Source organism: Limnohabitans sp. TEGF002 (genome assembly GCF_055395845.1).
The window spans coordinates 1,569,258-1,593,713 of record NZ_AP029224.1 but is presented as its reverse complement, the minus strand read 5'-3'; the positions used below and the strand labels follow the sequence as shown (position 1 = coordinate 1,593,713).

Below are 24,456 nucleotides of genomic sequence, written 5' to 3'. Positions count from 1 at the left end.
AGAAAGTCGTGATCGTACACCGTTGAAACAGCTTTCTGCGCCTCATTGGACGCTGGTTAGCCAACTGACCACGCTGCCATCCTTACAATCGAGGCCATGAGTCAGCCCCCCCTCCCTTCCACGCCCCCATCCAGCATCCGGGCCCGGCTGCAACGACTGGTCCCCTACTTCGGAAGCCAGAAGGGCATATGGGCAGTGGCGATTGCGGGGACCTTGATGGCCGCCTTGACAGAACCGATGATTCCGGCGCTGTTTCAACCCCTTTTGGACAAGGGATTTGCCGAAAACAAACTGCCACTGTGGGCCATTCCTGCCGCAGTGGTTGGTCTGTTCACCGTGCGCGGTATCGCCAACTTCATTTCCCAGTACGCGCTGTCCAGGCTGACCAACGATGGCATGGAAAAACTCCGGTCGCAGTTGTTTGCCCAACTGATGAAGGCCGATTTGTCCTTGTTTTCGAGGCAATCGGCCAGCACCCTGTCCAACACCATTGTTTATGAAGTCCAAAACGGTGCTTCGCAATTGGTGTCCGCCGTCATCGCTTTGGCACGTGATGGTTTCACGCTGATCGCCTTGCTGAGTTACCTGATGTGGCTCAACTGGAAACTGACCCTGGTGGTTTTTACTGTGGCCCCTGGTTTGAGCTGGATCATCAAGGCCCTCACCCGTCGTCTTTACAAACTGACCAAGGAAAGTCAAACCGCGACCGACAACCTGGCTTACGTGGTCGAGGAAAACGTGCTGGCGCACCGAGTGGTTCGTCTGCAAGGCGGGCAGACGCATCAGATGGCTCGTTTTGGACAACTGGCCAAGGTGCTGCGCCGACTGGCACTCAAAACCACGGTGGCGTCAGCGGCCATGACCCCCCTGACCCAAATCATGGCGGCTTTGTCCTTGTCCATGGTGCTGGTGATTGCGCTGTACCAAAGCCAAAATGGCGCATCAGGTGCCACCGTGGGCGGGTTTGTCGCATTCATCACCGCCATGCTGATGCTGGTCGCGCCCATCAAGCGCTTGGCTGAAATCTCCAGCCCCATCACCCGTGGCTTGGCAGCGCTCGAAAGGGGCCTGGCCCTGTTGCATGAGGCCAAGGAGGAAACCCAAGGCACCTTCAGCACCGTCCGCGCCCAAGGGGCCATCGAGTGGCGCAATGTCCATTTGCAGTTCACCCCCGAAGGGCAACCTGCCTTGTCGGCTATCGACCTGAAGGTCCAACCGGGGGAAACCGTGGCCCTGGTAGGCACATCGGGTGCGGGCAAAACCACCCTGATCCAATTGTTGCCTCGATTTGTGCAGCCCAGCGCGGGAGAAGTCCTCCTCGATGGCGTGCCCATCCAGGACTGGGCCTTGCACAGTTTGCGCCGTCAGATCGCCATGGTCAGCCAAGACGTGGTCATGCTCAACGACACCGTGGCGGCCAATGTCTGTCTGGGACACGATGCCGACCCTTTGCGCATTCAGGCCAGCCTCGAAGCCGCCAATCTGTGGGGCCATGTGTCGCAAATGCCGCAAGGCATGGACACGCTGCTGGGCCACAACGCCAACCAACTCTCGGGTGGCCAGCGCCAGCGCTTGGCGATCGCCCGCGCTTTGTACAAAGATGCGCCGATCCTGATCCTGGACGAAGCCACCTCGGCACTGGACAACGAATCCGAGCGCCTGGTCCAGGACGCTTTGCAAAAACTCATGCAAGGCCGCACCACCTTGATCGTGGCGCACCGCCTGTCCACCATCGAGCACGCCGACCGGGTCATTGTGATGGAGCGCGGCCGCATCGTGGAGCAAGGCGCTCCCGCTGAGTTGCTGGCGCGTGGCGGCGCTTATGCGCGGCTGCACCACCGCGGCGAATGGGCCAGTGAAGGCACTGCCGAGGCTGGCCCGTCGATCTGAGTCGCCTCAGAGCAGCACGATGTCGTACTGCTCAGGCCCCAAGGACGCCTCGACCTGCAGCGAAATCGGCTTGGCGATGAAGTCCGACAAACCTGCCAAGTGTTGGCTTTCCTCGTCCAGCAGCAAATCAATGACCGCCGAGGTGGCCACAATGCGGAACTCACGTGGGTTGAATTGACGCGCTTCGCGCAGGATCTCGCGCAGGATGTCGTACACCACCGATCGGGGCGTCTTGACGATGCCCTTGCCCTGGCAACTCGGGCAGGGCTCGCACAGCATGTGCGCCAGCGACTCTCGGGTGCGCTTGCGCGTCATTTCAAGCAAACCCAAAGACGAAAACCCACCCGCCATGGTCTTGACGCGGTCACGTGCGAGTTGTTTGCGGAACTCGGCCAGCACGGCATCTTGGTGCTCAGGGCGGGCCATGTCAATGAAGTCGGCGATGACGATACCACCCAGATTGCGAAGGCGCAGTTGCCGCGCAATGGCTTGGGCAGCTTCCAGGTTGGTCTTGAAAATCGTGTCCTCGAAATTGCGCGCACCGACATAACCGCCCGTGTTCACGTCCACCGTGGTCAGCGCCTCGGTCTGATCAATGATCAGGTAACCGCCCGATTTGAGCTCGACCCGCCGGCCCAGCGCCTTGGCGATCTCCTCGTCGATGGCATACAGGTCAAAAATCGGTCGCTCACCTTTGTACAGCTGCAGCCGTTCAGCCGCTTTGGGCATGAACTCCTGGCCAAAGGCCAGCAGCTTGCCAAATTGCTCTTGTGAGTCAATGCGGATGCTCTGCGTGGCCTCACCCACCAGATCGCGCAACACGCGCTGCAAGAGCGTCAGGTCCTGGTGCAACAAAGAAGCCGGCGGCAAGCGCATAGAGGCATCCTTGATGCGCGCCCAAGTCTTGCGCAAGTAAGCGATGTCGTCTTGCAACTCTTCGTCGCTGGAATCTTCGGCATTGGTGCGCAAAATGAAGCCGCCCCCGGCAGGCCCCACCAAAGCCTGCACCCTTTGGCGCAACGCATCGCGCTGGTCGGCGGGGATTTTTTGGGAAACACCGATGTGGTCGTCTTGCGGTAAAAACACCAGATGGCGGCCCGCGATGCTGATTTGCGTGGACAGGCGCGCGCCCTTGGTGCCCATGGGGTCCTTGATGACCTGCACCATGATCGCTCGGCCTTCAAACACCTGCTTTTCAATCGGCACCAGCGGCTGGCCCGTGCGGGCGGCAGCGGCTTCGCCTTCGGCATGCTTTTGCCAGACATCCGCCACATGCAAAAAAGCCGCTTTGTCCAAGCCGATGTCGATGAAGGCCGATTGCATGCCGGGCAAAACACGGGCGACTTTGCCCAGGTACACATTACCCACCAAGCCGCGTTCCAGCGTGCGTTCAACATGCAACTCCTGCACCGCGCCGAACTCCACCACCGCGACCCGGGTTTCCTGGGGCGACCAATTGACCAAAATATCTTGTTGCATGGTGGGCATCAGATGGGGAAAAGAGAAAACAAATAGGGCTAGGAATTAGCACCGTCAGCGCCTAGACATGGAAGAACGCTCAACAGCGCACGCCCAAGGACCGCAGCAGTGCTGCGGTCTCGAACAGCGGCAAACCCATGATGCCTGAATAACTGCCTCGGATCTGTTCAATATGGGCAGCCGCCCTGCCCTGCACCCCATAAGCCCCGGCTTTGCCCATGGGTTCGCCTGTGGCCACGTAGGCCTTGATTTGCGCGGACGACATAGATGCAAAGCGCACCCAGGACTCGGACACCGTCGACACCCGCTTGGCACCCTTTTGCACCGCCACGGCCGTCAACACGCGGTTGCTCTGACCTGCCAGACGCTGGAGCATGCGCACCGCATCGGCCTCGTTCGCGGGTTTGCCCAAAATCTCACGGCCCAGACACACGGTGGTGTCGGCGCACAGCACCGGCGCTGCAGTCAAGCCTTGGCGCTTCAAGCGCTGAACCGCCGCATCGAGTTTGAGCCCGGTCACCCGAGCCACATAGCGTGCGGGCGCTTCCGCGCCACGCACCTCTTCCAGAGACTCGGCGTCCTCTTCGGGCGAGGCCAGCAACAGCTTGTGGGCCACACCGATTTGCTCAAGGAGCTGGCTGCGCCGAGGGCTTTGGGATGCGAGGTAGATGAAGTCGCTCATTCGCGGTGGTAGGGGTGGTTGGCGTTGATGGACCAGGCGCGGTAGAGCTGCTCGATCAACAGCACGCGGGCCATGGCGTGGGGCAAGGTCATGTCGGACAAGCGGATGCGCTCGTGCGCAGCTTGCCTGAATTCTGGTTCGAGTCCGTCGGGGCCGCCAATGACCAATGCCACGTCGTCCCCGCCGAGCTGCCAACTGGTCAAGCGCGTGGCCAAGGCCTGCGTGGTGAGGTTGGTGCCGCGCTCGTCGAGCACCACGATGCGGGTGCCACGCGGAATGGCCGCTTCGATGCGCTGGCGCTCGGCCGCGTAAAGGTTGGGCAGGGTTTTGGAGCCCCGGGGCTCGGTTTTCACGGCCTTGAGCTCGACCTTGAGCTCAGGCGGAAAGCGTTTGGCATAGTCGTCCCAAGCGGTCTGCGCCCAATCCGGCACACGCAGGCCGACCGCAACGATCAGCAGCTTCATGCAAGATCAGTCGGCTTTGCGGCGGGTGGTCGCTTGCACGGCCTTGCGCGCTGGGGCTTTTTTGGCTGCCGGTTTGGCTGCTGCTTTGGCAGCAGGCTTGGCCGTGGGTTTACCCACCGTCTTCACCGTGGGCTTGCTGGTGGGGCTGCTGGCTTTCGGGGCCGATTTGGCCGCAGTCTTAGTGGCCGTTTTGGCTGGTGCCTTCAGAGCGGGTTTGGCCTTGGCGGCAGATTTGGCTGCGGGTTTGGCGGCCGACTTCTTGGCAGCGGGTGTTTTGGCCGCAGTGGATTTGGCCGCAGCTTTGCCCGTGGCTTTTTTCGCGACCGAGTTCTGAATGTGGCCTTTGACCTCTGCTGTGGCTACAGGCTTGGGCGCGCCGAACTTCAGGCGCACGGGTGTGCCGCCCCAGATTTCTTCCAAGTTGTAATAGGTGCGGATGGTTGGCTGCATGACGTGCACCACGGCCTGGCCGCAGTCGACAATGATCCATTCGCCGTTGTCTTCGCCTTCAATGCGGGGCTTGCCAAAACCGGCGTTGCGGACTTTGTCGCGCACACTGGCGGCAAGCGCTTTGGTTTGACGGTTCGAGGTGCCCGAAGCGATGATGACCCGCTCAAACAACGAGGACAGGTGTTCGGTGTCAAACACTTGGATTTCTTGGGCCTTGACGTCCTCCAGTGCGTCCACAATGGCCCGCTGGAGTTTCTGGATGTCTTTTTTGGCGGCGTTTTCGGTCATCAATGGGGCCTGTAAAGGTGGTGTTCGTGAATATAGCGCTCAACAGCGGGGGATACCAAGCCCGTCAGGGCCTGCTCTGTGGCCGCCAGCACACGGATGTCCGTGGCACTGTGGGGCATCAGCGGCATGTCCAGAGTGCGAATGCGCGCTTGCAGCGTGTCGGGAAGGGTTGGACTTGTGGTTGGCGTGCTTGATTCTTCGTTCCAGGCACGCACGGCTGTATCTCGGCCTGCGGCGCAGATTATAGCGATGCGGCCAATTTCACCGATCTGATGCCATGAAGGCAAGGCGCGGCGCTGGTCGTCACCGAGGAGCAAATACAACTGAGCCTGCGGGTATTCGGCCTGCAACTCGTGCAAGGTGTCCACCGTGTAGCTGGGGCCTCTGCGCAGGATTTCCCGCTCGTCCACCACCACTTGCGTCAAATGCGCAAAGGCCAGACGCGTCATGGCCAGTCGGTGCGCCGCCTCGCTCAGTTGGCGTGGTTTGTGCCAAGCTTGGCCCGTGGGCAGCACGCAAACTTGGTCAAGCTGCAACTGGGAGATGGCCGCTTCGACCAAGGCCACATGGGCCAGGTGCGGTGGGTCGAACGCGCCACCAAAAACCCCCAAGCGTTGCACAGAGGTTCGGGTGTTCGGCGTTGCTAAAGACAGACTCAAACCCAGTCCTTGGGCACCAGAAAGTGGCTGAGCAGTCGCTCCTCCGGCGAGCCTGCCTCGTCTTTGCGCTGGTAAGACCAGCGCACCTCAGGCGGCATGGACAGCAGGATCGACTCGGTGCGGCCACCGGACTGCAGTCCAAAATGCGTGCCTCGGTCCCAGACCAGGTTGAACTCGACATAGCGGCCACGGCGGTAGAGCTGAAAGTCTCGTTCGCGCTCGCCATAAGGCGTGTCCTTGCGGCGCATCACGATGGGCATGTAAGCCGTGAGCAATGAATCCCCCACGCTTTGCATCATGGCAAAGCTCTGGTCCATGCCCAGCTCGGAAAAATCGTCGAAGAAAATGCCGCCCACGCCGCGCTGCTCATGGCGATGCTTGTTGCAAAAGTAATCGTCGCACCAAGTTTTAAAGCGCGGGTGCAGTGCCTCGCCAAAAGGGGCCAAGGCGTCTTTGCAGGACTGGTGAAAATGCACCGCGTCTTCGTCAAAACCGTAATAAGGCGTCAGGTCCATGCCCCCACCAAACCAGGCCACAGGCGCCCTGCCCTCGGGTTTGGCCGCGATCATGCGCACGTTCATGTGCACCGTGGGTACATAGGGGTTGCGCGGGTGAAACACCAGCGACACACCCATCGCCTCAAAGGCCGATCCGGCCAACTCGGGTCGGTGCTGTGTGGCCGATGGCGGCAACTGCGGCCCGGTGACATGTGAAAAACCGCAACCGGCCCGCTCAAAAATCGGTCCACCTTCCAGAATCTGGGTGATGCCGTTGCCCTGGAGTTTTTCGCCCGGGTCTTTTTGCCAAGCGTCGGTCAGAAAAGGGGTGCCATCCAGGTCGGTCAAAGCCCCGGTGATGCGGGACTGCAAGCCCACCAGGTAATTTTTGACGGTGCCGAGTTCAAAAGTGGTGCTCATGGTGGGTAGTAACGTTGAATGATTTCAGGAAACGGTCGTGGTGTCTGAAGGTGAAGATGGCTTGGCCTGAGCAGGGCTCCAGGGAAGGATCGGACCCATCTGGTGTTCGTGGAAGCCTTTGACACCCTGAAAAACTTGGGCCATGTGGGCGTAATCGCGCTCGACATCGCCAGTCAGATCGTAAAAATCGACCACACTGAAGCGGCGCTGCCCCCAGTCGAGTTTGACCAGCGCCAGCGGCACCTGCGCCCCCAAGGCCAATTGGTAAAAGCCGCTGCGCCATCCTGGTGTGAGGCTGCGTGTGCCCTCTGGGGCCAGGCCCAGCCAGAGCAACTGGTCATTTTGCTTGTGCTGCTCGAACACATGCACCATCTGACCGACGACGCCGCGAGAGGAGCTGCGGTCAATCGGGATGCCGCCCACCCAGCGCATCCAGGCGCCGACCACAGGAAACTTGAACAGCGAATCCTTGCCCCAAAAGTGGGCCGGAATGCCCAGCGCCCATTTGGCCAGCATGCCGATGGGGAAATCCCAGTTGCTGGTGTGCGGATACACAATGGCCACACCCTGACGGGCAGGAAAGCCCTCAAAGTCCAAGCGCCAACCCAGCATTTTCAAAATCCAACGGGCCAGACGGGAGCCCTTGAAGGTGACGGGATGGCGAATCAAGGAACTCATGAGGGAGGTGGTACTTCAGTTTTTGATCGCGCGGTAACCAATGTCCTGGCGCATCTGCATGCCGTCAAAGGCGATGGGACTGGCGGTTTGGTAGGCTTTGTGTTGCGCCTGCTTGACCGAGTCGGCCAGCGCTGTAACACAAAGGACACGCCCACCCGAAGTCAGGATTTGGCCGTCTTTTTCGGTGGTGCCCGCATGGAACACCATGGCATCTTTTTGGTCCATGGGCAGGCCAGTGATCATGTCGCCCTTGCGCGGGTTGAGTGGGTAACCGGCTGCGGCCATGACCACGCCCAGCGCCACGCGGCGGTCCCATTCCATCTCCAATTGGTCCAGGCCTTGAGCGGTCGCAGCCAACAGCACATCCAGCAAATCCGACTTCAAGCGCATCAAAATAGGTTGGGTTTCGGGGTCGCCCATGCGGCAATTGAACTCCAGGGTCTTGATGCGCCCTTGCGGGTCAATCATCAAGCCTGCGTACAAAAATCCGGTGTAATTGATGCCGTCTTTGTCCATACCCCGGATGGTGGGCAAGATGACCTCGCGCATGGCGCGGGCGTGCACCTCGGCCGTGACCACGGGCGCAGGCGAATAAGCGCCCATCCCCCCGGTATTGGGGCCTTCATCGCCGTCCTGCAGCCGCTTGTGGTCCTGGCTGGTGGCCAAAGCCGCCACATTCTTGCCATCGCACAGCACCATGAAACTGGCTTCTTCGCCTTGCAAGAACTCTTCGATCACCACGCGCGGCACTGCCAGCCCGTCCGCGCCTGCGTTGTGCGTCACACCCAGGGTGTTGTCCAGCAGCATGAAATCAATCGCCTCATGGGCCTCGGCCAGCGTCATGGCCACCACCACACCTTTGCCAGCCGCCAAGCCATCGGCCTTGACCACGATGGGTGCGCCTTGGCGGTCCACGTAGGCATGGGCCTGGGCCGCATCGGTGAAGGTCTCAAATTCGGCCGTAGGGATGCCATGGCGCTGCATGAAAGCCTTGGAAAAAGCCTTGGAGCTTTCCAACTGGGCGGCCGCCTGCGTGGGGCCAAAAATCCGCAGACCATGCGATCGAAAATCGTCCACGATGCCCGCCGCCAAGGGGGCTTCGGGGCCCACCAAGGTCAGGCCGATGCCGTTGTCCAAGGCCCACTGGCGCAGCACAGCCAAGTCGGTGATGGGCACATTGACCAGGTTTTTGTCTTTGGCCGTGCCGCCATTACCGGGTGCCACATAAACCTGCTGCACTTTGGGCGACTGCGCCAATTTCCACGCCATGGCATGCTCGCGGCCACCACTGCCGACTACCAATACTTTCATCCAACTTCCTTAATCTTCTAATTCGGCATTGTGGAAAACATTTTGCACATCGTCCAAGTCTTCCAATATATCCAATAATTTTTGCATTTTGGCCGCTTCATCACCGGACAAAGACACTGAATTTTCGGCTCGCCAAGTGACTTCGGCCATCTCGGCCACCAGTCCAGCGGCCTCCAGCGCATTTTTCACGGTCTCCAAATCAGCAGCTGGGGTCAAAACTTCGATGGCGCCCTCCTCGTCAGTGAGCACGTCTTCGGCGCCAGCTTCCAGAGCCACCTCCATGACACGGTCCTCCGAAGTACCAGGGGCGAAAATCAGTTGACCACAGTGCTTGAACTGAAACGCCACCGAACCTTCGGTGCCCAGGTTGCCGCCGTGCTTGCTCAGGGCATGGCGCATTTCAGCCACGGTGCGCACCCGGTTGTCGGTCATGGTGTCCACAATGATGGCCGCACCGCCAATGCCGTAACCCTCGTAACGGATTTCTTCATAACTCACGCCTTCCAGGTTGCCCGTGGCCTTGTCCACATTGCGCTTGATGGTGTCAGCAGGCATATTGGCCGCTTTGGCCTTTTCGATCGCCAAGCGCAGACGCGGATTGGCAGTGACATCACCGCCACCCGTACGGGCCGCCACCATGATTTCGCGCACCACGCGGGTCCAGATCCGTTGGCGTTTTTCGTCTTGACGCCCCTTGCGGTGCTGAATATTTGCCCATTTACTGTGGCCAGCCATCTGGAATTCCTTGAATGTTGATTTAACCTAGAGACTGGATTTTACTTTTCACTCCGGGGAGGAGATTTTCGATGGCTGATCCGATGTTGATTGCTCAAAATACCCAGGCACAATGTCACCTTTTGCCGGGCCTGGCCAACCGCCACGGCCTGATCACTGGGGCCACCGGCACAGGCAAAACCGTGACCTTGCAAACCCTGGCCGAAAGCTTTTCACGCATGGGAGTTCCGGTCTTCATGGCCGACGTCAAAGGTGACCTGACTGGGGTCAGCCAAGCGGGCAAGATTGGCGACAAACTGGCCACTGTTTTGAAAGACCGGGGGCTCTCTCTGCCCGAGCCCTTGGCCTGCCCCACCACCGTGTGGGACGTGTTTGGCGAGCAAGGGCACCCCGTGCGTACCACCATCTCTGACATGGGTCCTTTGCTGCTCACGCGCATGCTGGGTCTGAACGACACCCAAGCTGGGGTGCTGAACCTGGTCTTCAAAATTGCCGACGACAACGGTTTGCTGCTGCTGGACATGAAAGACCTGCGGGCCATGCTGCAGTACGTGGGGGACAACGCCAAACAGTTCACCACCGAATACGGCAACATCAGCGCCGCCAGCATTGGGGCCATCCAGCGCGGCTTGGTGCAAATCGAGACCCAAGGAGGTGACCAGTTCTTTGGCGAGCCGATGCTCAACATCGAAGACTTCCTGCAAACCGATGCGCACGGCCTGGGGGTGGTGAACATCCTGGCGGCCGACAAGCTGATGAACTCGCCGCGCCTGTACGCCACCTTCTTGCTGTGGATGTTGTCAGAGTTGTTCGAGGTGCTGCCCGAGATCGGCGATCCGGAAAAACCCAAGCTGGTGTTCTTTTTTGACGAGGCGCATTTGCTCTTCAAGGACGCGCCAGCGGTCCTGGTCGAGCGGATCGAGCTGGTGGTGCGCCTGGTGCGCTCCAAGGGTGTGGGGGTGTACTTCGTCACGCAAAACCCGCTGGACATCCCCGACAGCGTGCTGGGCCAGTTGGGCAACCGGGTGCAGCACGCTCTGCGCGCTTACACCCCGCGCGATCAAAAGGCCGTGAAATCCACCGCGCAGACCATGCGCCCCAAGGCGGGTTTGGACATCGAAGCGGCCATCACCGAGCTGGCCGTAGGCGAGGCACTGGTGAGCTTTCTGGATGCCAAGGGTCGCCCCTGCGAGACCGAGCGGGTGTTTGTGCTGCCACCGGGCAGCCAGCTAGGGCCCATCACCACCGCCCAACGCCAGGCGCTGGTTCAGGGGTCTTTGGTAGCAGGGGTGTATGAACAAGCGCTGGACCGCGAGTCGGCTTATGAACGCATCAAGGGACAGACCACGGCGTCCGGCCAAGCCAGCGCAGCCAACCCCTTACCGGGCCAGGCACCAACTGAGGCCGAAACTGCCAGCGGCAGCCTGATGGGCGGCTTGTCTGACCTGCTGTTTGGCAGCACGGGGCCTCGCGGCGGTCAACGTGATGGCGTGGCACAGATGGTGGTCAAAAGTGCCGTTCGCACCGTAGGCTCGGCCATTGGTCGGGAAATCGTGCGTGGTGTGCTGGGCGGATTGCTGGGTTCGAGCCGCCGCCGCTGATCGCTACCGCTGATGTCGGGCGAAAAAAAACCGCCGGGTGATGCCCGGCGGTTTTTGAAGAGGATCTGATAACGATCAGGCAGTTTCGCCCAACACGGTCACCGTCACGTCCACCACCACATCGGTGTGCAGTGCCACTGCAACAGTGGATTCGCTCACAACCTTGATGGGGCCGTGGGGCATGCGGATCTGGGACTTGACCAGCTTGTAGCCTTGCTTGTTCAGCTCTTCGGCGATGTCGTGGTTGGTCACAGAACCAAACAAACGACCATCGACGCCAGCTTTTTGCGACAACTTGACCACCAGACCCGACAGCTTCTCGCCTTGGGCTTGGGCTTCGGCCAATTTGGCAGCAGCGGCTTTTTCGAGCTCAACGCGGCGGGCTTCAAACTCAGCCTTGTTGGCTTCGGTGGCGCGACGTGCACGGCCTTGAGGGATCAGGAAGTTGCGAGCGTAACCGTCCTTGACTTTGACGATATCGCCCAGATTACCCAGGTTCACAACCTTTTCGAGCAGGATGATTTGCATGGTTGGACTCCTTAGACTTTGTGCTGGTCGGTGTAGGGCAACATGGCCAAAAAGCGTGCGCGCTTGATGGCTGTGTTGAGCTGACGCTGGAAGATGGCACGGGTGCCAGTCAGGCGTGCTGGGATGATCTTGCCGTTTTCGGCGATGAAGTCACGCAGGGTGTCCACATCTTTGTAGTCGATTTCTTCGACGCCGGTGACTGTGAAGCGGCAGAAACGCTTGCGCTTGAACAGCAGTGACTGGGTGTTGCGCTTGGGGCGCTTGTCTTTGTTGAATTTTTTGAACGTGGCCATGGGGCCTCCTGAAATTAATCTTGCTGAAACTCTTGAATGTGCAACACGACACTTTTGCCTTGTCGAGGGGTGGCCAAAAAGCCTTTGAACGTCCAGACACTGCCAACCGCTTGTTTGACCAGCGTTTCAGCCTGAGACCCGAAGGCCAAGGCACGAAGCTTGAGCTGGACTTTTCGGTTTTGTCCTGCCTCTGTTATTTCAGAGGCGTGCTCCAAAATCAAATCCAGAGCGGGCAAACCAGCGGGTGTGTATCGCAAAGCGGCTTGCTCGGCAATACAGGCGGTCAGTTCGGTTCGGTTCACTCCTCAACAGGCACGTGTCAAGCGGCGAATTCGGCTTGTTGTGACTTGCGGGCTTCTTCGCGCTCAACGGTCTTCATCATGGAAGAAGGACCGGTGTCGGCTTTTTTCTTGAGCACAGTCAGGTGACGCAAAACAGCATCGTTGAACTTGAAGGCGTGCTCCAGTTCAGCCATGACAGCTTGGTCGGCTTCAATGTTCACACACAGGTAGTGGGCTTTGCCCAGCTTGTTGATCTGATAAGCCAGCTGACGGCGGCCCCAGTCTTCAACACGGTGGATGTTGCCACCGCCGGCAGTGATCATGCCTTTGTAACGCTCCAGCATGGCTGGAACTTGTTCAGACTGATCGGGGTGGATCAGCAAAATGATTTCGTAATGACGCATTGAGACTCCTTGCGGTTAACCCAAAAGGTTGGAAAAGCCGCCCCCAGCGTCTGTCGGGGTGCGGCAAGGCGAAGCCTGCGATTATAGCTTGAAATCAAAGGCCCGGATAGTCTCTCGAAGCGACCACAGAAGGAGGCGCCACAGGCTCACGGGGCCGCACCCAGCGCTCGGGCAACAACAAGGTCAGCAATACCATCACCCCCAAACCGGCGGGCACACCAAAAACGCCCGCCGACAAGGGCTGAATGCCAAACCACAAGCCAGCGCTCGGGTCCAAACCCCAAAAGTGCCGAACGCCGGGCGCGTTCACCACCATGTAATAAAGCGTCACCCCCAAGCCCGACAACATGCCCGCCACTGCAGCGGGTCGGTGAACTTTGGGCCAAGCCATTCCCAGAACCATGCCCGGAAAAAAAGCGGCCGCTGCCAGCGAAAAAGAAGTCGAGACCAAAGCCAGGATTTCGGCCGGCTTGAACGCAGCCACCACGGCAGCCAGCATGGCCACCGCCAACAAAGCGAACTTGGACAGGATCACACGCCCTTCTGCTGATTTGGGTTTGCGCTCACGCCCAGGACCGATGTCGTGCACCAAAGCATTGCTGATGGTCAAAAGCAAACCATCAGCCGTCGACAAAGCCGCAGCCAAACCACCTGCGGCCACCAGACCCGACACCACAAAGGGCATGCCGCCCATCTCCGGAGTGGCCAGCATGATCATGTTAGCCCCCAACTTCAGCTCCCCTAATTGCAGCACACGATCCCCGTTGACATCAGAGAACTCCAGCAAACCAGAATCCAGCCTTGCCCACTGGGCCATCCAGCTGGGCAAATCCTCAAAACTGCTACCGACCAAATTGTTCATGACCTCAAACTTGACCAGCACAGCCAAGGCCGGCACGCTCAAATAAAGCAAACCGATGAAAAAGAGTGACCAGGCCACGGAACTGCGCGCCTGTGCTACCGAGGGAACGGTATAAAAACGCGTCAGCAAATGCGGCAAACCCGCCGTACCGACCATCAGGCAAAACACCAAGGCCAGAAAATTGAGGCGCGACTCGCCAAACACCTTCACCTCTTCGGTGCTGCCTTGTGGGTTGCCAGCAAAAGCCTGTGCATGTGGCGGCATCCCCCCCAAAGGTTTGGCCCGCTCCCGGTTCTCATGCATGGCCCGGGTCCATTGCTCACGGGCTGAAGCGGCATCACGAGGCACTGCCAACAGCTCACGCCGGGCTTGAGTGATGGCTGTGTAATCAGCCGATTGGTCCTTCAGCAGCCGGATTTTTTCTTCCAATTCCTGACGCAACACCACCAAAGCGTTTTCAACATTTTGCAAGCGGGCCTCGTAAACCTGGGCGCGGCGGGCAAACTCTTGGCGCACTTCGATTTCACCGGGGTCGTTGATCAACTTTTTCTCAATGGCCTCGATTTCAGCCAACTGCTGCCCGTACACAAGGGGTGCAAAAGGGCTTCCAAGTTGCTTATAAGCCAACCAGGAAACAGGGATCATGAAAGCCAGAAGCAACATGATGTACTGGGCCACCTGGGTCCAAGTGATGGCGCGCATACCACCCAAAAAAGAACACAACAAAACACCGCCCAGCCCGAGCAAGATCCCAATTTCGAACTGAACGCCCGTCAAGCGTGAAGCGATCAACCCAATGCCATAGATCTGTGCCACGACGTAAGTGAAAGAGCACAACACAGAAGCGAGTGCAGCAATGATGCGCGGCCAACGCCCACCGTAACGGTGGTGAAAATAATCGGGCAAGGTGTAGAGCTTCATCGCTCGCAACTGGGGTGCGATCAGCAAGGCCACCAGACAAAAACCACCCGTCCACCCCATGACGTACGCCAGACCACCTGGCTGCTGGCCACTGCCGGAGAAGCCCTGCAGGTAAAGCGCTCCCGCCAGACTGATGAAAGATGCTGCGCTCATCCAGTCAGCCGCCGTGGCCATGCCGTTGTACATCGCCGGTATGCGCCGCCCAGCCACGTAATACTCATCTTCGTCGGTGGTTCGGCTGGAAATGCCAATCAAGGCATAAATCATCACCGTGCTGAACAAAAAGATGGGGCCAATCAGGTTGCGGGACAAACCCCATTGTTCTGCCCAGGCCATTGCGCCAATCAGAGCACCCAGGATGACCACATAAATCAGAACATTGCGATGAAGCCGCCAGTGGTAGGCGGCAGTGGAGCGGTCTGCCATGGCTGAGTTCATCGCAAGGTCTGAAGCACCGGCATCAACGACCCAGATTGGTCCAAGTCTCGATGACGGTGTCCGGGTTCAGCGAGATGGAGCTGATGCCCTGGTCCATCAACCAATGCGCGAAATCCGGATGGTCCGAGGGGCCCTGACCACAAATGCCAATGTACTTGCCCTGCGCCAAGCAAGCTTGAATGGCTTGCGAGATCAAGGCCGTGACCGCTGGATCGCGTTCGTCAAAATCAGCGGCCAGCAACTCCATGCCCGAGTCGCGGTCCAGGCCCAAAGTCAGCTGCGTCAGGTCGTTCGAGCCAATCGAGAAGCCATCGAAGAACTCGAGGAACTGCTCAGCCAGAATGGCGTTGCTGGGCACCTCACACATCATGATGACTTTGAGGCCCTCTTCGCCACGGCGCAAGCCTTGGCTGGCCAGCAACTGAGTGACCTTTTCGGCTTGCCCCAAAGTGCGCACAAAAGGCACCATGATCTGCACGTTGGTCAGGCCCATCTCGCCGCGCACCCGTTTGAGGGCTTCGCACTCCATGGCAAAAGCTTCGCCAAAATCACGGCTGATGTAGCGTGCAGCACCACGGAAACCCAGCATCGGGTTTTCTTCTTCGGGCTCGTAGCGGCTGCCGCCAATGAGCTTGCGGTATTCGTTGCTCTTGAAGTCCGACAAACGCACGATGACCGGCTTGGGCCAGAAGGCGGCCGCGATGCTGGCCACGCCTTCGGTGACTTTGTCCACATAAAAAGCACGCGGGGACGCGTGGCCACGGGCCACGGATTCCACGGCTTTTTTCAGGTCAGCATCAATGGAGGGGTAATCCAGGATGGCCTTGGGGTGCACACCAATGTTGTTGTTGATGATGAACTCCAGACGGGCCAGACCAACGCCAGCGTTGGGCAGCTGGGCAAAATCAAAAGCTAACTGGGGGTTGCCCACGTTCATCATGATCTTGGTCTTGATCTCGGGCAGCACGCCGCGCTGGATCTCACTGATCTCGGTCTCGAGCAAACCGTCGTAGATGTAGCCGGTATCACCCTCGGCACAGCTGACGGTGACCAACGTGCCTTGTGTCAATTGCTCGGTGGCGTTGCCGCAACCCACCACCGCCGGAATGCCCAATTCACGGGCAATGATGGCAGCATGGCAGGTGCGTCCGCCCCGGTTGGTGACGATGGCGCTGGCGCGCTTCATCACCGGCTCCCAGTTCGGGTCGGTCATGTCGGTCACCAACACATCACCGGGCTGGACTTGGTCCATCTCGCTGATGTGGTGCACCAGACGCACCGGGCCCGTGCCAATTTTTTGGCCAATCGCCCTGCCCTCGGCCAGGATGGCACTTTTACCTTTGAGCTTGTAACGCAGCTCTGGGGTGCCTTTGGCCTGGCTTTTCACGGTTTCGGGACGGGCTTGCAAGATATAGAGCAAGCCGTCGGTGCCGTCTTTGCCCCACTCGATGTCCATGGGGCGGCCGTAATGCTGCTCGATCACGACCGCATACCGGGCCAATTGCTCGACCTCGTCGTCGGTCAGGCTGTAGCGGTTGCGAAGCTCTGTGGGCACGTCGGTGGTTTTAACCAGCTTGCCCGAAGCTGCTTTTTCTTCGGGTGTGGCAAATACCATTTCGATGAGTTTGGAGCCCAGGTTGCGGCGAATCACACAGCGCTTGCCTGCAGCCAGCATCGGTTTGTGGACATAAAACTCATCCGGGTTCACGGCGCCTTGAACCACCGTTTCACCCAAGCCGTAGCTGGAGGTGATGAAGACCACATCTTCAAAGCCCGACTCGGTGTCGATGGTGAACATCACACCTGCAGCCCCCAGATCGGAGCGCACCATGCGCTGCACACCCGCTGACAAAGCCACATCGGCGTGGGCAAAACCCTTGTGCACGCGGTAGCTGATGGCGCGGTCGTTGTACAAAGAGGCAAACACCTCTTTCATCTTGTGCAGCACGTCCTCGATGCCGACCACGTTCAAGAAAGTTTCTTGCTGTCCCGCAAACGAGGCGTCTGGCAGATCTTCAGCAGTGGCCGAAGAGCGCACCGCAAACGAAGCCTCTGGGTTGCTGCCCTGCAAGCGCACGAACTCTTCGCGGATGGCTTGTTCCAGATCCGCCGGAAAAGGCTGGGCTTCGACCATGGCGCGGATTTCGGCACCGGCTGCTGCCAAAGCACGCACGTCTTCAGTGTCCAGTGCATCGAGTCGGGCATTGATGCGATCGGTCAAGCCGCCAAACGCCAAAAACTGGCGGAAGGCATGGGCCGTGGTGGCAAAGCCTGTGGGCACACGCACGCCCGATGGCAGCTGAGAAATCATCTCCCCCAGGCTGGCGTTTTTGCCGCCGACCGACTCGACGTCGGTCATTCGCAACAACTCGAAGGGAACGACCAGGGCGGTCTCACTGAAAAGAACAGACATGCTAAAGCTCCAAAGTTAAAACCGGGCTTCCAGGCGCTGTTCGGGATTTTTGCTTGTTCTTGTGATGGAACCCCGAGCCGACCGTGGTAGATAATCGACTGATTTTAGGGGTCTTGTTGACCTCGGCATTTGAAATTTTTGCAAGCATGTCAAAACGCACTGTTTTTTTCGTGTCTGACGGCACCGGCATCACCGCCGAGACTTTTGGCAACGCCATCTTGGCCCAGTTCGACATGAAAACGCGGCATGTGCGACTGCCCTTCACCGACACCATCGACAAGGCGCACCAGGCGGTGAGGCAAATCAACCACACCGCCGAGACCGAAGGGACCAAACCGATTGTGTTCACAACCTTAGTGAACATGGATGTCCTGAAGGTACTGCAAGAGAATTGCCAGGGCATGCTGCTCGATATGTTCGGCACCTTTGTCAACCCGTTGGAGGCGGAACTCGGTATCAAGTCACACCACCGGGTGGGGCGCTTTTCGGATGTGAGCAAAAGCAAGGAATACCACGACCGGATCGAAGCCATCAACTTCTCGCTGGCACACGACGATGGGCAATCCAACCGCGACTTGGAGTCGGCCGATGTGATTTTGGTGGGCGTGAGCCGCAGCGGCAAAACCCCAACCAGCCTTTACCTGGCCATGCAGCACGGCCTCAAAGCGGCCAATTACCCCCTGATTCCGGAAGATTTTGACCGCCGGCAATTGCCCCCAGCCTTGGTGCCGCACCGCCAAAAAATCTTCGGCCTGAGCATCCACCCGGACCGCTTGGCCGAGATCCGCGCCGAACGCAGGCCCAATTCGCGTTACGCCAGCCTTGAAAACTGCCGCATGGAAGTCTCGGAAGCCGAAGCCATGATGCGCCGCTCGGGTATACGTTGGCTGTCCACCACCACCAAGTCGATCGAAGAGATCGCCACCACCATCTTGCAGGAAATCAAGCCAGAGCGCTTGATTTACTGAGCGTCTGCATCAAGCCAGGGTGGCAGCAATGCGCTCAGCGCATTGTCTTGCCTGATCGGCATCCCTTGCCTCAACCATGACACGCACCAAGGGCTCCGTTCCACTGGCCCGGATCAACACCCGACCCGAGTCGGCCAACTCGGCCTCTGCTGCATGCGTGGCGTCCCACAATGGCTGATGTCCTTGCCAGTCAAAACCGGGCTTCAAACGCACATTGATCAGGGTCTGTGGAAAAAGCGTGATGCCGTCCAGCAATTGCGCCATGGTCTTTCCACTGCCCACGCAGGCTTGCAGCACCTGCAAAGCGCTGACCAGACCATCCCCTGTGGTGTGCTTGTCCAAGGCCAGCAAATGGCCTGAGCCTTCACCGCCCAGCAACCACCCCTTGGCGTGCAAGACTTCCAGCACATACCGGTCCCCCACTTTGGCCCGAACAAATTGCACACCACGCTGCTTGAGGGCCACTTCCACTGCCAAATTGGTCATCAAAGTACCCACAGCACCCGGTACAGCTTCGTCTCGGGCCAGTCGGTCTACGACCATCAGATACAAGAGCTCATCGCCGTTGAAGAGGCGACCGTTGGCATCCACAAATTGAAGGCGATCGGCATCGCCATCGAGTGCAATGCCGTAATCGGCCCCATGGTCCTTGACCGCCTGCACCAGCGCTTGCGGGTGGGTCGCACCCACACCTTTGTTGATGTTCAAACCGTCGGGTGCACAGCCGATAGCCACCACTTCAGCGCCCAATTCATGGAACACCTTGGGGGCGATTTGGTAAGCGGCCCCATGGGCTGCATCCACCACAATCTTCAGGCCCTTGAGCGTCAAATCGTTCGAAAAAGTACTCTTGCAAAACTCGATGTACCGACCCGCGGCATCGTCCAGACGCCGGGTTTTTCCCAAAGCGGCGGAATCCACCCAAACCGGGTCCTCCAGCAAAGTCGCCTCCACCGTTTCCTCCCAGGCATCCGACAACTTCTGCCCTTGGGCATTGAAAAACTTGATGCCGTTGTCAGCAAACGGGTTGTGGCTGGCGCTGATCACGACCCCCAATGAGGCGCGCTGTGCACGCGTCAAATAGGCTACCGCAGGTGTGGGTACTGGCCCCAGCAGAACCACATCAACCCCCGCCGAGTTGAAGCCCGACTCCAAGGCACTTTCAAGCATGTAACCTGAAATCCTGGTGTCTTTGCCGATCAGCACCGTGGGATGCGCTTCCTCAGACCTCAAGACACGGCCCACGGCATGCGCCAAACGCAAAATGAAATCGGGCGTGATCGGGCTTTTCCCCACCGTGCCGCGAATGCCGTCTGTCCCGAAATATTGCCGTGCCATGGATGCTTCCTGTTTTTTTAATAAGAGAAAGAATTTTAGCTGGCGCAGCACGCCCCAAAACTGACACGCAAGCTGACTCAGCGCATCAACACACGCCTGCATTCAAGCGCATCGCATGCCAGATCTTGAGTGCATCCACCGTATCCTTGACGTCGTGCACACGGACCACGGATGCGCCCCGCTCCACCGCGAGCAAGGCGGCCGCCACACTGGCCACCTGCCTTTGGGCAGGTTCGGGCACTTGCCCATTCTGGGCAAGAGCCGCACCCAGTGCGGACTTACGGGACCAACCAGCCAACACAGGTCGCCCCAAACACAACAAATCAGCTTGGCGGGCCAGCAATTGGAAATTTTGCGCCACCGTTTTGCCAAAACCGATGCCAGGGTCGAGCACCAGCCTGGATGCTGACACCCCCGTTTGCAAAAGAGTTGCCACACGCTCTTTCAAAAAAAATTGGACTTCCTCCGGCACATCACCCGTCATGGGTTCGACCTGCATGGTTTGAGGATCCCGGTGCATGTGCATCAAACAGACGCCACAACTGGGGTGCGTCGCGACGACTTGCACAGCACCCGGCTGTCGCAAAGCCCAAATGTCGTTGATGATGTCGACACCCCAATCGAGCACGGTCTGCATCACCTCGGGTTTGCAAGTGTCCACAGAAATAGGGACTTGCCAGCGAACGGCCTCGCGCACGAATGGCTCAAGACGTGCCAATTCCTGCGCCAAAGGCACCACTGCAGCGCCCGGACGGGTGGACTCGGCACCGATGTCCAAAATGTCTGCGCCTTGTGCCAGCAGTTGCTCTGCATGGCGCAAAGCTTGGGAAACGTCGGCATGCTGACCACCGTCTGAAAACGAGTCGGGCGTGAGGTTGACAATGCCCATGACCTTGGGCTGCGACAAGTCCAGATCAAAGCGTGTGGTTTGCCATCGCATGGCTGCACTGGATCGGGTGTTGGAAGTGACCATCAGTTGGTTCCATGAAAAACGGGGCCCGAAGGCCCCGATCTTGCTGCGCGGTTTTTGATAAATCAAGCCGCCGTGGTGGCTGGCTCAGGCTGAACCGAGGGGGTTCCACCGCCGTTGCCACCACCAGATGGCGGCGTGCGGGGCGTCCAATCCTTGGGAGGCAAAGGATCACGGCCCGCCATGATGTCGGCAATCTGCTCTTTGTCGATGGTTTCCCATTCGAGCAAGGCCTTGGCCATGGCGTGCATTTGGGCGCTGTGCTCCTCAATCAAACGGCGCGCGAGGCTGTACTGCTCGTCGATGATGCGGCGTACCTCCAAGTCCACTTTTTGCATGGTGGACTCGCTCATGTTGGTGGTCTTGGTGACCGAGCGGCCCAGGAACACCTCGCCTTCATTTTCGGCATACACCATCGGGCCCAGGGCATCGGTCATGCCATAACGCATGACCATGTCACGGGCAATGGAGGTGGCCCGCTCGAAGTCGTTGCTGGCACCGGTGGTCATCTGGTTCATGAAGACCTCTTCAGCAATGCGACCACCAAACAGCATGCTGATCTGGTTCAACATGAACTCTTTGTCGTAGCTGTAGCGGTCCTTCTCGGGCAAGCTCATGGTCACGCCCAGGGCTCGGCCACGGGGAATGATGGTGACCTTGTGCACCGGATCGCACTTGGGCAGCAAATTGCCGATGAGGGCATGCCCTGCTTCGTGGTAGGCCGTGTTGCGGCGCTCTTCCTCGGGCATGACCATGCTCTTGCGCTCGGGACCCATCAGGATCTTGTCCTTGGCTTTTTCGAAGTCGACCATCTCCACCACGCGGGCGTTGCGACGTGCCGCCATCAAGGCCGCTTCGTTGCACAGGTTGGCCAGATCGGCACCGCTCATGCCGGGCGTGCCACGGGCGATCACAGCCGCGTTCACGTCCTGACCGATCGGGACTTTGCGCATGTGCACATTCAGGATTTGCTCGCGGCCACGGATGTCGGGCAAGGTCACATAGACCTGACGGTCAAAACGGCCAGGACGCAGCAAGGCAGCATCCAGAATGTCTGGGCGGTTGGTGGCAGCCACCACAATCACGCCCAAATTGGTTTCAAAGCCATCCATCTCGACCAGCATCTGGTTGAGGGTTTGCTCGCGCTCGTCGTTGCCGCCGCCCAAGCCTGCGCCACGTTGGCGTCCGACCGCATCGATTTCGTCAATGAAAATGATGCACGGTGCGTTCTTTTTGGCGTTTTCAAACATGTCGCGAACACGGGAAGCACCCACACCCACAAACATCTCCACAAAATCAGAACCCGAGATGCTGAAAAACGGCACCTTGGCTTCACCGGCGATGCTTTTGGCCAGCAATGTCTTACCGGTTCCGGGGGGCCCCACCAACAGCAAACCACGGGGAATGCGACCACCCAACTTTTGAAAGCGCTGAGGATCCTTGAGAAAGTCCACCACCTCTTTGACTTCTTCTTTGGCTTCGTCACAACCGGCCACATCCGCAAAGGTGGTGTTGTTGTTGTTCTCGTCCATCATGCGGGCCTTGGACTTGCCAAAGCTGAAAGCACCACCTTTGCCACCGCCTTGCATCTGGCGCATGAAATAGACCCAAACACCAATCAGCAAGAGCATGGGGCCCCAGCTGACCAGCAAGGTCATGAGCAAGGAGCCTTCCTCGCGGGGCTTGACATCGAACTTCACGCCACTGCTGATCAGGTCGCCCACCAAACCGCGGTCGAGGTAAGTTGCTGTCGTTTTAATGCGGCGGTCGTCGTTCGTGATGGCCAGAATCTCGGTGCCACCAGGGCTCTCGGAAATGGTGGCGCTCTTGATCCGGTTACTGCGAACCTCTTCGAGGAAATCTGAATAGCCAATGGCATTCGCGCCTGCGACACCACGGTTGTCAAATTGCTTGAACAAGGTGAACAGCACCATGGCAATCACCATCCAGACGGCAATTTTGGAAAACCAGGGGTTATTCAAGAGAGACTCCAATCGAAAAAAGTGACTGTCACCATTCTAGGCCTGCCAGAAGCCTTGGCGACACTTTCAAGGGGTTTTGGCCCTCTAAAAGCTGGGAATTAAGGCATCAAACCCCGTGAATCAGGCCCATGCCCACCAAAAAAGTCTCCGAAGATTTGTCCCTTGAGGATTTCGGCTTGATCGGTTTGACCACCTTGAAGGTTTCCTTGAACATCTTGACGATCTGGCTATAACCACTGCCGTGGAAGACTTTCACCACCAAAGCACCCTGCGGCTTCATGTGATGTTGGGCAAACTCCACGGCCAGTTCGATCAAATGCTGGACCCGCGCCGCATCCGAAGACTCGATACCCGACAAATTGGGCGCCATGTCGGACACCACCACGTCGGCCTGCCGCCCTTGCAAGGCGGACTCCAGCAAGGCGGCCACCTCGTTTTCTCGAAAATCCCCCTGGATGAACTGCACCCCCTCTACAGGCTCCATGGGCAAAATATCCAGAGCAATGATGCTGCCATTGAGCTCGCCCACGGCCGCACCATCGGGTGACAAGCGGCGGCGCAGGTACTGACTCCATGCCCCGGGGGCAGAGCCAAGATCCACCACCAAATGACCGGGACGGATCAAGCCCAGGGTCTCGTCGATTTCCTTGAGTTTATAAGCCGCCCGCGCCCGGTAACCCTCTTTCAGGGCCAGTTTCACGTAAGTGTCATTCACATGGTCGTTCAACCACGCTTTGTTGACCTTTTTACTTTTGGTTTTGACTTTCATTCTTTCGCGTCCTTGCGGGGATAATACGGGGATGCCCCAAATACAACTCACACCTGCCGAGCGCAAAGTTTTTCGCGCCGATGCCCACCATCTTGATCCGGTCGTCATGATCGGGGGCGATGGCCTGACCCCCGCCGTGATCAAAGAAACCGAAGCGGCACTGAACGCCCACGGCCTGATCAAGATCCGCGTGCTGGGCGATGACCGCGCTGCACGCGAAGCCATATTCGCCCAATTGGCCGATCAACTCAGCGCGGCGCCGATCCAGCACATTGGCAAACTGCTGATCCTTTGGCGCCCACAGCCCGAGAAACTCAAAGAGCACGACGAAGACCGCAAAGCCGGTCCACGCGACTTCAAAATCCTGAAATACAGCTCACGCGGCGGTCAACGCCCTGAAGTCAAGACCGTTCGTGTGCTGGGCAACCAGCGCCTGGCCGCGGGCGGCCAAATCAAGCGAGCCAAGCCCAAACAAAAATCGGTCAAAAAAGGCCGCCACGACTGATCGTTGAACGGCCCACATCGGGCTGGCAATACCTACAAAGGCCGCTGAACAGCGGCATTTGTTTTGTGCATCAAACGTAGGATACGCCCACGATCTCGTAGCGGCGCACGCCGCCCGGAGCCTGCACTTCGGCCACATCGCCCTCTTCCTTGCCGATCAAGGCGCGCGCAATGGGGCTGCTGATGTTGATCAAACCGAGTTTCAAGTCGGCTTCGTCCTCGCCCACGATCTGGTAGGTCACGGCCTCACCCGAGCTCTCATCTTCCAACTCGACGGTGGTGCCAAACACCACACGCCCGCCTGCATCCACAGATGCGGGGTCGATGATTTGTGCGGCGGAGAGTTTGCCTTCGATTTCCTGAATACGGCCTTCAATGAAGCCCTGACGGTCTTTGGCCGCATCGTATTCAGCGTTCTCGCTCAGGTCGCCTTGGGCACGCGCTTCGGCAATGGCCTGGATCACGCCGGGGCGGTCCACCGTTTTGAGGCGGTGCAACTCGTCCTTGAGTTTTTCGGCACCACGTTTGGTGATCGGGATGGTTGACATGTTCGGTTCTCCAAAAGCAAACCGCCGAGTTTTGAAACTCGGCGGTCGTTGACAGCATTATGCCTTGCACCCCGTCTTGGGCG

Annotated in this window: 24 protein-coding genes; 4 read left to right on the top strand and 20 right to left on the bottom strand. The window is 58.8% G+C overall.

The annotated features are described in order from the left end of the window. Positions 1-96: 96 nt before the first annotated feature. Positions 97-1,890, top strand: coding sequence for a lipid A export permease/ATP-binding protein MsbA (msbA, locus tag ACZ5SR_RS07975; protein ID WP_464448240.1), 1,794 nt, complete (start codon positions 97-99; stop codon positions 1,888-1,890). 6 nt (positions 1,891-1,896) lie between these two features. On the opposite strand, the gene rng is transcribed toward msbA, so the two are convergent. The 9 genes from rng to ACZ5SR_RS07930 all read right to left on the bottom strand — a co-directional run bounded on the left by rng (position 1,897) and on the right by ACZ5SR_RS07930 (position 9,553). Continuing rightward, on the bottom strand, positions 1,897-3,369 hold the full coding sequence (gene rng / locus ACZ5SR_RS07970; protein WP_464448239.1) for a ribonuclease G: 1,473 nt from the start codon (positions 3,367-3,369) through the stop codon (positions 1,897-1,899). A gap of 79 nt (positions 3,370-3,448) precedes the next feature. Next, positions 3,449-4,051 (bottom strand): Maf family protein, encoded by a 603-nt coding sequence (locus ACZ5SR_RS07965; RefSeq protein WP_464448238.1) that lies wholly within the window; start codon positions 4,049-4,051, stop codon positions 3,449-3,451. Next, positions 4,048-4,515, bottom strand: coding sequence for a 23S rRNA (pseudouridine(1915)-N(3))-methyltransferase RlmH (gene rlmH, locus ACZ5SR_RS07960; RefSeq protein WP_108362865.1), 468 nt, complete (start codon positions 4,513-4,515; stop codon positions 4,048-4,050). The genes ACZ5SR_RS07965 and rlmH overlap by 4 nt, the downstream gene beginning before the upstream one ends. A 6-nt stretch (positions 4,516-4,521) precedes the next feature. Continuing rightward, on the bottom strand, positions 4,522-5,253 hold the full coding sequence (gene rsfS, locus ACZ5SR_RS07955) for a ribosome silencing factor (protein WP_464448237.1): 732 nt from the start codon (positions 5,251-5,253) through the stop codon (positions 4,522-4,524). Beyond that, the gene (gene nadD / locus ACZ5SR_RS07950) at positions 5,253-5,918 is read right to left on the bottom strand and encodes a nicotinate (nicotinamide) nucleotide adenylyltransferase (RefSeq protein WP_464451032.1); all 666 of its coding nucleotides are present in this window, start codon (positions 5,916-5,918) and stop codon (positions 5,253-5,255) included. Before nadD ends, rsfS begins: the two co-directional genes overlap by 1 nt. After that, a complete protein-coding gene (gene hemF, locus ACZ5SR_RS07945; RefSeq protein ID WP_464448236.1) occupies positions 5,909-6,829 on the bottom strand; it encodes an oxygen-dependent coproporphyrinogen oxidase in 921 nt (306 codons plus the stop codon). Before hemF ends, nadD begins: the two co-directional genes overlap by 10 nt. Positions 6,830-6,853: 24 nt before the next feature. Continuing rightward, positions 6,854-7,507, bottom strand: coding sequence for a 1-acyl-sn-glycerol-3-phosphate acyltransferase (locus tag ACZ5SR_RS07940; RefSeq protein ID WP_464448235.1), 654 nt, complete (start codon positions 7,505-7,507; stop codon positions 6,854-6,856). Between the two features lie 15 nt (positions 7,508-7,522). Further along, positions 7,523-8,818, bottom strand: coding sequence for a phosphoribosylamine--glycine ligase (purD, locus tag ACZ5SR_RS07935; RefSeq protein ID WP_464448234.1), 1,296 nt, complete (start codon positions 8,816-8,818; stop codon positions 7,523-7,525). A gap of 9 nt (positions 8,819-8,827) precedes the next feature. Next, on the bottom strand, positions 8,828-9,553 hold the full coding sequence (locus ACZ5SR_RS07930; RefSeq protein ID WP_464448233.1) for a YebC/PmpR family DNA-binding transcriptional regulator: 726 nt from the start codon (positions 9,551-9,553) through the stop codon (positions 8,828-8,830). Between the two features lie 71 nt (positions 9,554-9,624). On the opposite strand from ACZ5SR_RS07930, the gene ACZ5SR_RS07925 reads away from it, so the two are divergent. Then, the gene (locus tag ACZ5SR_RS07925) at positions 9,625-11,154 is read left to right on the top strand and encodes a helicase HerA-like C-terminal domain-containing protein (protein ID WP_464448232.1); all 1,530 of its coding nucleotides are present in this window, start codon (positions 9,625-9,627) and stop codon (positions 11,152-11,154) included. A 75-nt stretch (positions 11,155-11,229) separates the two neighbouring features. Here the strand turns inward: ACZ5SR_RS07925 and rplI are convergent, their stop codons facing one another. The 6 genes from rplI to ppsA all read right to left on the bottom strand — a co-directional run bounded on the left by rplI (position 11,230) and on the right by ppsA (position 17,294). Beyond that, a complete protein-coding gene (gene rplI / locus ACZ5SR_RS07920) occupies positions 11,230-11,682 on the bottom strand; it encodes a 50S ribosomal protein L9 (RefSeq protein ID WP_464448231.1) in 453 nt (150 codons plus the stop codon). Positions 11,683-11,693: 11 nt separating this feature from the next. Beyond that, positions 11,694-11,975 carry a 30S ribosomal protein S18 gene (gene rpsR / locus ACZ5SR_RS07915; protein WP_019427495.1) on the bottom strand — a complete coding sequence of 94 codons (282 nt, stop codon included), beginning with the start codon at positions 11,973-11,975 and terminating at the stop codon, positions 11,694-11,696. Positions 11,976-11,989: 14 nt separating this feature from the next. Continuing rightward, entirely contained in the window at positions 11,990-12,277 is a 288-nt protein-coding gene (gene priB / locus ACZ5SR_RS07910) for a primosomal replication protein N (RefSeq protein WP_464448230.1), read from the bottom strand. Between the two features lie 17 nt (positions 12,278-12,294). Then, on the bottom strand, positions 12,295-12,660 hold the full coding sequence (gene rpsF, locus ACZ5SR_RS07905) for a 30S ribosomal protein S6 (protein ID WP_464448229.1): 366 nt from the start codon (positions 12,658-12,660) through the stop codon (positions 12,295-12,297). Between the two features lie 94 nt (positions 12,661-12,754). Then, positions 12,755-14,869 carry a VC_2705 family sodium/solute symporter gene (locus tag ACZ5SR_RS07900; protein ID WP_464448228.1) on the bottom strand — a complete coding sequence of 705 codons (2,115 nt, stop codon included), beginning with the start codon at positions 14,867-14,869 and terminating at the stop codon, positions 12,755-12,757. Between the two features lie 34 nt (positions 14,870-14,903). Beyond that, positions 14,904-17,294 (bottom strand): phosphoenolpyruvate synthase, encoded by a 2,391-nt coding sequence (gene ppsA / locus ACZ5SR_RS07895; protein WP_464448227.1) that lies wholly within the window; start codon positions 17,292-17,294, stop codon positions 14,904-14,906. Between the two features lie 146 nt (positions 17,295-17,440). On the opposite strand from ppsA, the gene ppsR reads away from it, so the two are divergent. Next, the gene (gene ppsR / locus ACZ5SR_RS07890; protein WP_464448226.1) at positions 17,441-18,262 is read left to right on the top strand and encodes a posphoenolpyruvate synthetase regulatory kinase/phosphorylase PpsR; all 822 of its coding nucleotides are present in this window, start codon (positions 17,441-17,443) and stop codon (positions 18,260-18,262) included. A gap of 9 nt (positions 18,263-18,271) precedes the next feature. Here ppsR and glmM read toward each other — a convergent pair whose 3' ends face one another. The 4 genes from glmM to ACZ5SR_RS07870 all read right to left on the bottom strand — a co-directional run bounded on the left by glmM (position 18,272) and on the right by ACZ5SR_RS07870 (position 23,321). Then, the gene (glmM, locus tag ACZ5SR_RS07885; protein WP_464450995.1) at positions 18,272-19,600 is read right to left on the bottom strand and encodes a phosphoglucosamine mutase; all 1,329 of its coding nucleotides are present in this window, start codon (positions 19,598-19,600) and stop codon (positions 18,272-18,274) included. An 85-nt stretch (positions 19,601-19,685) separates the two neighbouring features. Next, positions 19,686-20,540, bottom strand: a complete 855-nt coding sequence (gene folP / locus ACZ5SR_RS07880; RefSeq protein ID WP_464451031.1) for a dihydropteroate synthase — start codon at positions 20,538-20,540, stop codon at positions 19,686-19,688. A gap of 95 nt (positions 20,541-20,635) precedes the next feature. Then, positions 20,636-22,552, bottom strand: a complete 1,917-nt coding sequence (gene ftsH, locus ACZ5SR_RS07875) for an ATP-dependent zinc metalloprotease FtsH (RefSeq protein ID WP_464450994.1) — start codon at positions 22,550-22,552, stop codon at positions 20,636-20,638. A gap of 106 nt (positions 22,553-22,658) precedes the next feature. Beyond that, positions 22,659-23,321, bottom strand: a complete 663-nt coding sequence (locus tag ACZ5SR_RS07870; RefSeq protein WP_464450993.1) for an RlmE family RNA methyltransferase — start codon at positions 23,319-23,321, stop codon at positions 22,659-22,661. A gap of 31 nt (positions 23,322-23,352) precedes the next feature. On the opposite strand from ACZ5SR_RS07870, the gene ACZ5SR_RS07865 reads away from it, so the two are divergent. Next, positions 23,353-23,826, top strand: a complete 474-nt coding sequence (locus tag ACZ5SR_RS07865) for a YhbY family RNA-binding protein (RefSeq protein WP_464450992.1) — start codon at positions 23,353-23,355, stop codon at positions 23,824-23,826. Between the two features lie 70 nt (positions 23,827-23,896). Here the strand turns inward: ACZ5SR_RS07865 and greA are convergent, their stop codons facing one another. Further along, complete coding sequence (gene greA, locus ACZ5SR_RS07860) at positions 23,897-24,373, bottom strand: transcription elongation factor GreA (protein WP_053176598.1); 477 nt, start codon at positions 24,371-24,373, stop codon at positions 23,897-23,899. Positions 24,374-24,456: the final 83 nt, after the last annotated feature.

Excerpts from the sequence above, each read along its gene's own strand:
- msbA (WP_464448240.1), top strand. The coding sequence starts at position 97 with ATGAGTCAGCCCCCCCTCCCTTCCACGCCCCCATCCAGCATCCGGGCC.
- rng (WP_464448239.1), bottom strand. The coding sequence starts at position 3,369 with ATGCAACAAGATATTTTGGTCAATTGGTCGCCCCAGGAAACCCGGGTC.
- ACZ5SR_RS07965 (WP_464448238.1), bottom strand. The coding sequence starts at position 4,051 with ATGAGCGACTTCATCTACCTCGCATCCCAAAGCCCTCGGCGCAGCCAG.
- rlmH (WP_108362865.1), bottom strand. The coding sequence starts at position 4,515 with ATGAAGCTGCTGATCGTTGCGGTCGGCCTGCGTGTGCCGGATTGGGCG.
- rsfS (WP_464448237.1), bottom strand. The coding sequence starts at position 5,253 with ATGACCGAAAACGCCGCCAAAAAAGACATCCAGAAACTCCAGCGGGCC.
- hemF (WP_464448236.1), bottom strand. The coding sequence starts at position 6,829 with ATGAGCACCACTTTTGAACTCGGCACCGTCAAAAATTACCTGGTGGGC.
- ACZ5SR_RS07940 (WP_464448235.1), bottom strand. The coding sequence starts at position 7,507 with ATGAGTTCCTTGATTCGCCATCCCGTCACCTTCAAGGGCTCCCGTCTG.
- purD (WP_464448234.1), bottom strand. The coding sequence starts at position 8,818 with ATGAAAGTATTGGTAGTCGGCAGTGGTGGCCGCGAGCATGCCATGGCG.
- ACZ5SR_RS07930 (WP_464448233.1), bottom strand. The coding sequence starts at position 9,553 with ATGGCTGGCCACAGTAAATGGGCAAATATTCAGCACCGCAAGGGGCGT.
- ACZ5SR_RS07925 (WP_464448232.1), top strand. The coding sequence starts at position 9,625 with ATGGCTGATCCGATGTTGATTGCTCAAAATACCCAGGCACAATGTCAC.
- rplI (WP_464448231.1), bottom strand. The coding sequence starts at position 11,682 with ATGCAAATCATCCTGCTCGAAAAGGTTGTGAACCTGGGTAATCTGGGC.
- rpsR (WP_019427495.1), bottom strand. The coding sequence starts at position 11,975 with ATGGCCACGTTCAAAAAATTCAACAAAGACAAGCGCCCCAAGCGCAAC.
- rpsF (WP_464448229.1), bottom strand. The coding sequence starts at position 12,660 with ATGCGTCATTACGAAATCATTTTGCTGATCCACCCCGATCAGTCTGAA.
- ACZ5SR_RS07900 (WP_464448228.1), bottom strand. The coding sequence starts at position 14,869 with ATGGCAGACCGCTCCACTGCCGCCTACCACTGGCGGCTTCATCGCAAT.
- ppsA (WP_464448227.1), bottom strand. The coding sequence starts at position 17,294 with ATGTCTGTTCTTTTCAGTGAGACCGCCCTGGTCGTTCCCTTCGAGTTG.
- ppsR (WP_464448226.1), top strand. The coding sequence starts at position 17,441 with ATGTCAAAACGCACTGTTTTTTTCGTGTCTGACGGCACCGGCATCACC.
- glmM (WP_464450995.1), bottom strand. The coding sequence starts at position 19,600 with ATGGCACGGCAATATTTCGGGACAGACGGCATTCGCGGCACGGTGGGG.
- folP (WP_464451031.1), bottom strand. The coding sequence starts at position 20,540 with ATGCGATGGCAAACCACACGCTTTGATCTGGACTTGTCGCAGCCCAAG.
- ACZ5SR_RS07870 (WP_464450993.1), bottom strand. The coding sequence starts at position 23,321 with ATGAAAGTCAAAACCAAAAGTAAAAAGGTCAACAAAGCGTGGTTGAAC.
- ACZ5SR_RS07865 (WP_464450992.1), top strand. The coding sequence starts at position 23,353 with ATGCCCCAAATACAACTCACACCTGCCGAGCGCAAAGTTTTTCGCGCC.
- greA (WP_053176598.1), bottom strand. The coding sequence starts at position 24,373 with ATGTCAACCATCCCGATCACCAAACGTGGTGCCGAAAAACTCAAGGAC.